At 39.8% G+C, this 251-nt stretch carries 1 protein-coding gene; it reads left to right on the forward strand.

From position 1 onward, the window contains the following. On the forward strand, window positions 1–251 hold a 251-nt coding region (locus ACM9LZ_RS26130), incomplete at both ends, for a hypothetical protein (protein WP_416622420.1).

Consider the following 251-nt stretch of genomic DNA (forward strand, 5'->3'; position numbering starts at 1 on the left):
GCGCAGGCAGGGAAGAATGCGGTTGAGAATAATGCAGTAGCATTTGTTATGACCCCAGCAGGCCCTGTTCCTATGCCAATCATTTTTCCGGGTATAAATGATGCCGATGCAAACAAAGAAATGGCTTTAGCACTGGATAACGCATTAAAAAATATTGGTAAATCTATCAATGATTTTATCAATGGCGAAGGTGAAGTAAATATTGTTGAGGTAAAAGCGGCTTTATCACCGGAACAGCAAAAACAATTTGA

The sequence above is a fragment of the Niveispirillum fermenti genome, assembly GCF_048066175.1.
GTDB lineage: Bacteria > Pseudomonadota > Alphaproteobacteria > Azospirillales > Azospirillaceae > Niveispirillum > Niveispirillum fermenti.